Raw genomic sequence first — 10928 nt, forward strand, 5'->3', positions numbered from 1 at the left:
CTTTTACACCTATACTGAAAACTTTCGCGAAGGCTCAAAATTTGCTCTTCTTTGTGAATATCTTGAACTTAATGAACTTAAAAATTTCATTGAAACCATGAAGGCAATTTACGCATCCATCCCAAACATCTTAGAGAGCAGGCGTGATGAGGCATATTTTCATACAATATTCTATCTCATGGTATCTGCGTCAGGAGTGAGGGCACACAGCGAGATACTGACATGCAAAGGCAGGATTGATATGATTGTTGAATTTAAAGACAAAATCTATATCATGGAGTTCAAGTGCAATCAGAACAGTGATGCAGCCATTATGCAGATCAGAAGCAAAAATTATGCTGATTCATATTTGCAAAAAAGCAAAACCGTCCATTTGATGGGTATCAATTTTGATACTGAGAAACGTAATATATCTGACTGGAAGCATGAGCAGTTTTGATTTAGAGTAAATTTTCTGTTTTTTGACTATGTTATATACTCAAAGTCGACACCTATGATCTTGTAAGCCTTGTCAATACAGTCTGAATCAGGATTCCCAAGATTAACAAGATAAGGCAGGATTATCTATCCTGAGCATCCTATCCATCCTGGTTATCCTGATTCAGACAACTGCAATAACTTATGCAAAAGCAATAAGATGTCGATTTTGAGTATATAACTATGCTGAAAAAATCCATTCATGCTCGCTGGTGAATAGATATGGGTTGCCATGGATTCAGGTTATAACACCAAAGAAAAATAAATATACTAAGGAGTATCATAATGCGTTACGTGAATTGCATGGCTTTGAGTGTGCTTTTTGTATTTATAGTATCTACGGTGGTCTGTGCAAATCAACCTCCAGAAATTACAAGCACACCAGCAACTACAGTAAAGCAAGGTAGTGCATACAGCTACACATTAACTGGCAGTGACGGTGATGGTGACTCGCTCACATGGAGTGTTATAACTAAGCCTGCTTGGCTAACACTTGGAGAGGAGTTCGACACAACTGGCCTTGTTGCACACTATAAATTGGATGAAGATGCAAATGATAGTACATCGTATGCTCATCATGGCACTATCAATGGTACGATTACGTTTGAAACCGGACAAGCAGTCAAAGCGGCAAGATTTGATGGAAGCTCGGCGTATATCTCTCTTAATAATATCACAAATTTTCCCACCGGTTCCAGCCCCTATACCATTGCAGCATGGGTTAAATCCGATGTGGTGCGTGAATGGCTTGGTATCGTAGGTTGGGGCAACTATGGAACTTTAAACCAGGTCAATGCATTGAGATTGGGCTTTAGCTTAGGCAACTCATATATTCGTAACTATTGGTGGGCAAATGACGCAGATATTAACATACCAAATGTCGCTAATGTCTGGTATATGATTGTAGCTACCTGGGATGGCACGACACGGAAGATGTATCTCAATGACGAAGAAAAATACTCTCAACCGGCATCAGGACTGAACGCACAGCCTATAAATGGAGCAATTGCCAGAACCAACTACAATGAGTATTTCGATGGACTAATTGATGATGTCAAAATCTACAATAGAGCCCTGAGTAGCACAGAGCTCACTAACCTTGTCGCATCGGTCACCAAGGTGACACTTTTTGGAACTCCCACCAATAATGATGTTGGTATTCATAATGTCAAATTAACATTAAGTGATGGAACAGCAACAATAGAGCATGATTTCCAAATCGAAGTGGTTGATGCACCAACAGTAACCATTCAAGCCGTAACATCTATTGATAGAACATCCGCAACTGGTAACTGTAGTATTACGGCCATCAATGGAGCCAATGCCACCAATCGGGGAGTGATTTATTATGCATATACAGATACTGATAAAACCATTGACGATTCACAGGTTACGAATATTGATGAAAATGGCGATTTTGGCACAGGTGCGTTTACCGCATCCTTGACTGGTTTATCGGTCAACACGCGTTACAATGCACGTGCCCATGCCACATCTTCGAATGGAACTAACTATGGTTCGCGGGTTGATTTCTGGACATTGGCAAATGTGCCGAATGCCCCGACTGTGAACAATCCAACCTCAACCACGCTGGATGTAACTGTAAATGTGAATGGAAAACCAGTAAGCACAGAATTTTGTATAAACGAAATCAGCACAGGAAATCATGTTCAGGCAGACGGCACATTAGCCCCAGGAGAAGTATGGCAAACCGAGGCTTTGTGGGGAACTAAGACCGTTACAGGTTTGACTGCGGAAACCACCTATGCTTTTAAAGTAAAAGCTCGTAACGGAGGTAATACAGAAACAGCGTTAGGGGATACGGCTTCTGGAACAACCGCTTCCCAGTGGGGGACCCCTGCTCTATGGACACAGGGAGATGGAACTCAAGGCACTCCATGGTAAATTGAGAATGGTGAACATTTGGCATACCTGGCACAACAGGTCAATAGTGGAATAACCTACAATGGACAATACTTTCAACTGGCAGATAATGTTGACCTGTCAGCAGATGAATGGGTGCCCATAGGAACAGATCAAACCAACTCCTTTCAAGGTACTCTGGACGGGAACAATAAAACAATAACAGGTCTTAAAATAGGAACATAAGCAACACCCAACACAACTTTAAGCAGTGCGGGACTATTTGGATTTGTCTATACTGGAGCCGCCATAAAGAACTTAGGAGTTGATGTTGCCATTTATATAAACACCTCAAGCTCAACCAGAATTGGTGGTTTGGCAGGTTATTTTGGCAATGCAACTGTAGATAACTGTTATACTACAGGCAACATATCAGTATCTTTGACAAACAGCAATTCATCAAGTGTTGGGGGCTTTATTGCAGATAATAACGGCACTGCTAATATAATCAACAGTTATTCAAGAGTTAATGTTACTTATGGTGGAACGACTTTGGGAACAAAAATCGGTAGTTTTTTTGGCTCCAATGATGGAAATACCACCTCAAATTGTTATGCAACCGGTAATATTACTTGGACAGGCGGGGGGGATTTGGATTATGTCGGCGGGTTTGTCGGTAGATCATTGAAAGGCTTTAGCAATTGCTACACAACTGGAGATGTTGCAGGTAAACAAGCAGGTCGTGTCGGTGGATTTGTTGGTGAGATGGCTGGAGGCACAATTACCAATGGCTACTGGAACAGCGATGCAAGCCAAACAATAGATGGAACTCCCAGAGATGCGGCTGGTAAAAAAGGAGTTGGAACAGGAACGGATAATACCACATCTTTAACCAATGCCCAAATGGCAGGTTCATCGGGTAGTGCAAATGCACTGGTAGATACTTTGAACACCAACAAAGGAGACAGCAATCCAACATGGTATAGCCTGGGAGCAGGCTTTAGGTGTAAATAGCGGCTATCCAACTCAAAATGCAGCAGCAGCCCCGGCCGCCCAAGCCACGAATATTGCATTCAGCAATGTACAAACTACTCAAATGCAGATCGGCTGGACAAACGGCAGTGGCACAAGACGTGCGGTGTTTGTGCTGCAAGGTGATGCAGGTCAAGCGAACCCCGTTAATGATACCACTTATACAGCCGATACGGCTTTTGAAAGTGGAACTCAGATTGATGCAACAGGCTGGTATTGCGTTTATAACGGTACAGGAACCAGTGTAACAATTACAGGGCTTACAGGTAACATCAACTATCGGGTTATGGTTTGCGAATATTTTGACAGCAATGGAAGCCAAAAATATTTAACCTCAACAGCAGCCGATAATCCTAAAAATCAATCAACATTGGCTGCAGAACCAACTGCTCAAGCGTCAGACAGCACTTTTTCAACCGTATCAGGAACATCAATGACAATCGGCTGGACAGCAGGCACAGGGGGAACAGGCAGGCTTGTTCTTGTTAAATCAGCCGGTGCTGTAGATTCTAACCCTGTTGATGGAACTGCCTACACAGCAAATGCAGCATTTGGCTCTGGAACTGAAATTGCTACAGGCAATTATGTTGTTATGCTGGTGCCGGCACTTCGGTTATTGTTACAGCCTTAACAGCAAATACCACATACCACATAGCAGTTTATGAGTATAACGGTTCAGGTACAGCTATAAATTATTTAACAACTGCCCCTTTAACTGGAAGTGAAACAACATCAGGCATAGCCCCAACTGTTACGACTCAAGCTGTATATAATATTGCTCAAACTACAGCCACAGGTAATGGCAATATAACAAGTATTGGCTCGTCTAATCCAACACAGCACGGCGTTTGCTGGAACACTTCCGGCACACCAACCACAGCAGACAGTAAAACAACCCAAGGCGTACCTGCTGGAACTGGAGCATTTACAAGCTCAATAACGGGTTTAAGTGCCAGCACAACCTATTATGTTCGGGCCTATGCCACCAATGATGCAGGCACAGCTTATGGTGATGATGTAACCTTTACAACCGGTAAATTAAGCCAGAGCATAAACTTTGCTGCCCTGCTTGCCAAAAGCTACGGCGATGCCCCCTTTGCTTTGACGGCAATTGCTTCATCCGGCCTTTCAGTTAGCTACAGCAGTTCCAACCCCAGCGTTGCCACCGTAAGCGGTAGCACGGTTACAATTGTGGACGTTGGAACAACAACCATTACTGCAAGCCAGGGCGGGAATGGCACCTACAATCCAGCCCCAAATGTGAGCCAGATATTAACGGTAAACAAGGCAGATCAGACCATCAACTTTGGGGCACCTGCTGCAAAAAATTGTGGTGATGATGATTTCACCCTGACAGCCACAGCCTCATCCGGCCTTGCTGTGAGTTTTTCAATCTCCAACACCAATGTAGCCACCATAAGCGGCAGCACAGTGACCATAGTCGGAGCCGGAACCACAACCGTCACGGCAACCCAGGCAGGCAATGAAAATTACAATGCAGCAGCAGATGTGCAGCAAAATCTGACTGTTAATACAATCCTGCCCACAGTGACAACAAACGAAGTCACAGCAATAACAGAAACATCGGCAACCTGCGGCGGAGAAGTTACTTCCGATGGATGCGACACCGTAACAGCACGGGGAGTTTGCTGGAGCACCAGCCAGAATCCCACGCTGGACGTAAATGATGGCAAAACAACAGACAGCACAGGAATAGGTACATTTACAAGTAGCCTTATCGGCCTTGAGCCTGATACCACCTATTATGTGCGAGCCTATGCCACCAATAGTGTCGGCACGGCCTATGGAGAAGAGAAAACCTTTACCACAACAGGCCAGCCTGAGATAGATATTCTTGGCAACGGCGTATCAATAATTGATGGTGATACAACACCGTCCACTGAAGATCACACCGATTTCGGCAGGATTGATATTGACAGCAGTAACACCATAACCCGAACCTTTACCATTGAAAACAGCGGTACCATTGACCTGAACCTCATCGGCACACCCGTTGTTGCCATAACCGGTGAAAATGCAGATGATTTTACTGTAGCCACAGAGCCGGCTTCAGTTGTGGCTCCCGGCGAGAGCACAACTTTCACTATAACGTACATGGCGGATGTCCGCCACAAGCGAAGAGATGAAAGTCGTTTTAAAAACAGGCTGTTACCGAGACTTTCATATAAACCTTTGATCCATCTGCACCTGGTTTACGAACTGCAAACGTAACCATTGAAAATGATGATGAAGATGAAAATCCATATAATTTTGCGATCCATGGATGGCTAAATACTCGTCACATAGTGACCCATACCGGCAACAGCGGTGAGGGTTCGTTGAGACTGGCTGTTGACAGTGCCATTGACGGAGATGAAATTGACCTTTCCGGTATTTCTGGCGGTGGTACAATAAATCTGACAACCGGAGAAATTTTCATTGACAATGATGTGAGCATTATCGGCCCCTCATCAGATAGAGTTGCCATAAGTGGTAATGATGCTTCAAGGATATTTAATCTTTCCTCAAATGTTGAAGTTTCCATATTTGATGTGGAACTTATAAACGGTAGTGGAAATGGTGCAGGTGGTGATACAGGCGGAGGTGCCATTTTAAACAATGGCTCCCTGACCCTGAATGGCGTGACACTTGCAGATAATACATCTACAGGCGGAGGAAATGGTGGAGCCATCCACAATGGCATAAGTGGAATCCTGGTAATAATAAACTGCACCTTGAGCGGCAATAATGCTGGAACCGGCGGTGCAGGCGGTGGAATTTTCAATGCCGGCACCCTTGGAATGAACTGCTGCACATTGTATGCTAACGCTGCTTCAAGCGGTGGTGGTGTGGAAAACAGTGGAAGCGGAACACTACACATTTCCAACACAATTATTGCCGGAAGTAGCAATGGAGGAGATCTTGTAAATGGCGGCTCCATACTCACCAACAGTCACAACCTCATCGAGGACGGCAGTGCCATGCCACACGTCTGGGGCGATCCCATGCTTGAACCCCTTGCATATAACGGTGGACTTACCCGCACCCACGCACTTCTTGCGGATAGCCCAGCCGTTGATGCCGGGGATAACGATTCAGCAGAATCCAGAGACCAGAGGGGCATGTCAAGACCTCTGGATGGAGACGGTGATGGCGATGCTGTTTCCGATATTGGTTCCTATGAAATTTTTCCAACCACGGTGAGTACAGCCGCAGCCACAGATATAACCACAACTTCAGCCACAGCAAGCGGTTCCATTAATGCCCTTGGCAGACCTGCACCAACCCAGCATGGCATATGTTGGAGCACTTTGGCTGAACCCACCATATCCGACGATAAAACAGAAAACGGTGCAGCCTCGGCAACCGGTGCCTTTACAGGCAGCCTCACCGGCCTTGCATCGGGCACCACATATTACTACCGTGCCTATGTAACAGATATTTCCGGCACATTTTATGGTTCAGCTCAAACCTTTACAACTCTATGTGTTGCCCCTGTTGCTAATGAGGCAACTGATATGGAGCAAACCAGTTTTACAGCAAACTGGAACAGTGTAGAGGGAGCACAAAGCTATATAATTGATCTTTCCGAAAGCCCTGTTTTTGAAACTTTTATCCCTGGTTATGGGAATAAGGATGCAGGGGAGAATTTAAGTTTGGACATAACAGGACTGACAGGTGCAACAACCTATTATTACAGGGTTCGAGCTGTCAATTCATCGGGCACGGTAAGCGAAAATTCCAATACAATATCTGCCATAACTAACAAACTGGATCAAACTATAATTTTTGATCCAATGCCGGATGTAAGCTTTGGAGATGATCCTTTTACATTAACTGCCACAGCATCATCAGGTCTTGCGGTGAGTTTTTCAATCTCCGATACCAATGTAGCCAACATAAACGGCAGTACAGTTACCATAGTGGGATCAGGTACAACAACCATAACGGCAAGCCAGGCAGGTGATGATAATTACAATGCAGCCCCGGAAGTGATTCAGACATTGACGGTAAACAAGGCAGATCAAACCATAACCTTTGATGCCCTTGCAGCAAAGAATTTTGGAGATGCTGATTTTAATCTTACAGCCACGGCCTCGTCCGGTCTTGCGGTGAGTTTTTCAATCTCCGATACCAATGTAGCCACCATAGCCGGCACTACAGTAACCATAGTGGGAGCTGGAACGGCAAATATAACCGCAAGCCAGGCAGGTGATGACAACTACAATGCAGCCCCGGAAGTGATTCAGACCCTAACAGTGGCCAAAGCCGAGCAGAGCATCACCTTTGCAGATTTGTCGGCCAGGTACTGCGTCGATGAATCTTTTGCCCTGACAGCCACAGCCTCATCCGATCTTGATGTAAGTTACACAAGCTCAGACACAACAGTTGCCACGGTGGGCGGCAGCGGCAGCTCTGCAACTGTCACCATAGTGGGATCAGGCACAACAGCCATAACGGCAAGCCAGGCAGGCAATGACAACTACAACGCAGCCCCGGATGTTCAGCAACCCCTTGTTGTTAATGCCATTCTGCCGACTGTAACAACTTCAGAAATATCAGATATCACAGAGACAGCAGCAACCGGCGGTGGTGAAGTAACCTCCGATGGATGCGACACCATAACGGCAAGGGGAGTTTGCTGGAGCACCAGCCAGAATCCCACGATAGATGTAAATGATGGCAAAACAACAGACGGCACAGAAACAGGTCCCTTTACAAGCAGCATAACCGGCCTTGAACCTGACACCACCTATTATGTGCGTGCCTATGCCACCAACAGTGTCGGAACGGCCTATGGTGAAGAGAAAACCTTTACCACAACAGGCCAGCCTGAGATTGATATTCTTGGCAACGGCGTATCAATAATGGATGGTGATACAACACCATTCACTGACGATCACACCGATTTCGGCAGAATTGATATTGGCAGCAGTGAGATCATAACCCGAACCTTTACCATTGAAAACAGCGGTACCATTGACCTGAACCTCACCGGCACTCCAGTTGTCAGTATAACCGGCGAAAATGCAGATGATTTTACTGTAGCCACAGAGCCGGCTTCTGTTGTGGCTCCCGAGGAAAGCACGACTTTCACTATAACCTTTGATCCATCTGCACCTGGTTTACGAACTGCAAACGTAACCATTGAAAATGATGATGAAGATGAAAATCCATATAATTTTGCGATTCATGGATGGCTAAATACTCGTCACATAGTGACCCATACCGGCAACAGCGGTGAGGGTTCGTTGAGAATGGCTGTTGACAATGCCATTGACGGAGATGAAATTGACCTTTCCGTTATTTCTGGCGGTGGTACAATAACTCTGACAACCGGGGAAATTCTCATTGACAATGATGTGAGCATTATCGGCCCCTCATCAGATAGAGTTGCCATAAGCGGTAATGATGATTCAAGGATATTTAATCTTTCCTCAAATGTTGAAGTTTCCATATTTGATGTGGAACTTATAAACGGTAGTGGAAATGGTGCAGGTGGTGATACAGGCGGAGGTGCCATTTTAAACAATGGCTCCCTGACCCTGAATGGCGTGACACTTGCAGATAATACATCTGCAGGCGGAGGAAATGGTGGAGCCATCCACAATGGCATAAGTGGAATCCTGGTAATGATAAACTGCACCTTGAGCGGCAACAGTGCCGGCACCGGCGGTGCAGGTGGTGGAATCTTCAACTCCGGCACCCTTGGCATGAACTCCTGCACATTGTATGGAAATGCTGCTTCAAGCGGCGGTGGTGTGGAAAACAACGGAAGCGGAATACTCCATATTTCCAATACCATAATTGCCGGAAGTAGCAGTGGAGGAGATCTTGTAAATGGCGGCTCCATCCTCACCAATAACCACAACCTCATCGAGGATGGCAGTGCCATGCCATACGTCTGGGGCGATCCCATGCTTGAACCCCCTGCATATAACGGCGGTGTAACCAGAACCCATGCCCTTCTCCCAGGCAGTCCTGCCGTTGACGAAGGAGATAACGGTTCAGCAGAATCCACAGACCAGAGGGGCATGTCAAGACCTCTGGATGGAGACGGTGATGGCGATGCTGTTTCTGATATTGGTTCCTTTGAGCTTGTTTATACTCCCCAATATCCTGAAATAGAAGTTAACGGTAACGGGCAAAATATAAGCAATGGCGACACCACACCCAGCCTGAACGATCATACTGATTTTGGTCTGGTGGATTTAGATGATGTGGATGGTGATCCTGCAAGTTTATCCATAGCCCGCACTTTCACCATATCAAACAGTGGTGACGGAGATCTGCTCCTAAATGATGACCCAGCAGTTACCTTAAACGGAGATGATGCGGAAAGCTTTTCTGTAACCCAAGATGCAGACAGTGTTGTGGAACCAGGCGGAAGCACACAGTTTTCAATTGTGTTTGAACCAGTGGAACCTGGATTAAAAACAGCCACAGTGAGCATTGCAAATAACGATGCCGACGAAAATCCCTTTGTATTCACCATACAGGGCATGGCAACCATAACAGAAAAATTTGCCCTTATTGTCACGGACGGCACAGGCAGCGGAGAATATGAAGCTGGGGAAGTTGTCTCCATATCTGCCAATCCTGCCCCTGAAGATATGATTTTTGCAGGTTGGACAGGTGATATCAGCACCATAATTAATCCAGAGCTTGCCAATACCACATTGACCATGCCAGAAGGAGATATATCAGTATCAGCAAGTTATATTGAAAAGCCATTGGAGCTTTTTACCCTAACCGTCACAGATGGCACCGGCAGTGGAGAATATGAGGCAGGGGAAGTTGTCTCCATATCTGCCAATCCCGCCCCTGAAGATATGATTTTTGATGGCTGGACAGGAGATGTAAGCACCATAAGTAATCCAGAGCTTGCCAATACCACATTGACCATGCCGGAAGGAGATATCTCCATATCAGCCATTTATATTGAAAAGCCCCTGGAGCTTTTTATCCTTACGGTAATGGATGGCACAGGCAGCGGAGAATATGAAGCTGGGAAAGTTGTCTCCATCTCGGCCAACCCCGCTCCAGAGGGTATGATCTTTGACCAATGGACTGGAGATATCTCCCATGTGGGGAATGTGTACACAGCCTCCACAACTGTGATAATGCCGGCCCAGGATATTACCTTGACCGCCACATACAGGGAAGAAACCGACGAAAAGTTTATTCTCACCGTGGTCAATGGAGCCGGAAGCGGAGAATATAATGCAGGACGCATTGTAAGCATTGCCGCAGATGCCCCTGAAGCAGGCATGGAATTTGATAGTTGGACAGGTGATGTGAGCCATGTGGAAGATATAAACAGTCCCAACACATTGCTGACCATGCCAGAGATGGACATAACCATAGTTGCCAGCTATGTTGAGGTTACCCCTGATAAATATACATTGAGTGTTATCAACGGTTCAGGCAGTGGCCTATATGAAGGGGGCAGGGTTGTAAGTATTGAAGCAGAGCCGCCGGAAGAGGGATTTATTTTTGATGGCTGGGACGGAGATGTGGAGCACCTTGCAAACCCGTTAAGTTCCAATACAACG

Annotated in this window: 7 protein-coding genes; all 7 read left to right on the forward strand. The window is 45.8% G+C overall.

Going from position 1 to position 10928, the window contains the following annotated elements; genetic code table 11:
- Nucleotides 1–439: PD-(D/E)XK nuclease domain-containing protein (locus MTBBW1_RS12870; RefSeq protein WP_186441254.1), on the forward strand; the 439-nt coding region annotated here is incomplete at its 5' end.
- 323 nt (nt 440–762) lie between these two features.
- Nucleotides 763–2382 carry a LamG domain-containing protein gene (locus tag MTBBW1_RS12875; RefSeq protein ID WP_080804174.1) on the forward strand — a complete coding sequence of 540 codons (1620 nt, stop codon included), beginning with the start codon at nt 763–765 and terminating at the stop codon, nt 2380–2382.
- A gap of 18 nt (nt 2383–2400) precedes the next feature.
- Entirely contained in the window at nt 2401–2586 is a 186-nt protein-coding gene (locus MTBBW1_RS12880) for a hypothetical protein (RefSeq protein WP_080804175.1), read from the forward strand.
- A gap of 120 nt (nt 2587–2706) precedes the next feature.
- Entirely contained in the window at nt 2707–3354 is a 648-nt protein-coding gene (locus MTBBW1_RS12885) for a GLUG motif-containing protein (RefSeq protein WP_281255642.1), read from the forward strand.
- Between the two features lie 82 nt (nt 3355–3436).
- A complete protein-coding gene (locus MTBBW1_RS12890; RefSeq protein ID WP_080804177.1) occupies nt 3437–4003 on the forward strand; it encodes a hypothetical protein in 567 nt (188 codons plus the stop codon).
- Nucleotides 4004–4473: 470 nt separating this feature from the next.
- Nucleotides 4474–5604: a choice-of-anchor D domain-containing protein gene (locus MTBBW1_RS12895; protein WP_186441256.1), complete on the forward strand. Its 1131-nt coding sequence runs from the start codon at nt 4474–4476 to the stop codon at nt 5602–5604.
- A 107-nt stretch (nt 5605–5711) separates the two neighbouring features.
- On the forward strand, nt 5712–10928 hold a 5217-nt coding region (locus MTBBW1_RS12900; protein ID WP_139786763.1), incomplete at its 3' end, for a choice-of-anchor Q domain-containing protein.

It is taken from the genome of Desulfamplus magnetovallimortis (assembly GCF_900170035.1).
GTDB classification, from domain to species: domain Bacteria; phylum Desulfobacterota; class Desulfobacteria; order Desulfobacterales; family Desulfobacteraceae; genus Desulfamplus; species Desulfamplus magnetovallimortis.